A 1,052-nucleotide genomic window follows, 5' to 3' on the forward strand; every position below is an offset into this window, starting at 1 on the left:
TCGGGGTCGACGACTGCGCGGCTGGAGAACAGCTTATCGAGCAGGCGTGGATAGCGGTCCGGCACGAAGATGTAGACCTGGTCGCCGGCGGCAAGCCTGCCCATGTCCTGGAAACGCATCGAGCGTCCATCGCGCAACACCAGCGAGGGCCGCGCCCAGCGAGGGATGCGCTCGCCGCGCGCCACCGGGCTGCCCGGCGCGACGCGGTAGGCGAGGAGTTCGTGATGGGCCGAGCCCGGCAGTTCGAGCTCGACCTTGTCCAGAGGTCCGAGCCGCGCCGGCACGATCAGGCCGAGACGGCGCGCCAGCGGACCAACGGTCCAGCCCTGGATGACGAGTGACACCAGGACGATGATGAAGGCGGCGTTGAAGATGGTGCGGCCATTCTCCAGCCCGCCGAGCAAGGGAGTGATGGCAAGCAGGATCGAGACGGCGCCGCGCAGGCCGACCCAGGAAACGAAGGCGACTTCGGGGCGCGGCAGACGAAACGGGACCAGGCAAAGCCAGACCGCGATCGGCCGGGCGACGAACATCAGGAACAGGCCAAGCAGCACCGCCGGCACCATGATCGCCGGGAATTGCGAGGGCGTCGCGAACAGGCCGAGGATCAGGAACATGATGATCTGCGCCAGCCAGGACATGCCGTCCTGGAAGCGCTTGAGGATGGTGACGGCGCGGATGTCGGAATTACCCGCGATGAGACCGGCAAGATAGACCGCCAGGAAACCGGAGCCGCCGATGGCGCCGGCGGCGGCGAAGACCATCAGCGATAGGGTCAGCACGAAGATCGGCAGCAGGCCATGGTCGAGATTGAGCCGGTCGACGAGGCGCACGATGGCGAGGCCCCCCAGCACGCCGACAATGGCGCCCAGGCCCATGTTGATGAGGAAGCCGAGGACGAGGTTGGTGACCAGGACATTGGCCTCGGGGTCGGCATGGGCGGCTATGATCTCGACCAGGGTGATGGTCAGGAAGATGGCGATCGGATCGTTGGTGCCGGACTCCACCTCCAGCGTGGAGCGCACGCGCTCGCGCAGATTGATCTCGCCGGC

The 1,052-nt window shown here is 66.9% G+C and carries 1 protein-coding gene; it reads right to left on the reverse strand.

Annotated features, from left to right (window positions below):
* A partial coding sequence (locus FJ980_RS34000) for a potassium/proton antiporter (protein ID WP_140547707.1) occupies positions 1 to 1,052 on the reverse strand: 1,052 nt, incomplete at both ends.

The organism is Mesorhizobium sp. B1-1-5 (assembly GCF_006443065.1).
Taxonomy (GTDB): domain Bacteria; phylum Pseudomonadota; class Alphaproteobacteria; order Rhizobiales; family Rhizobiaceae; genus Mesorhizobium.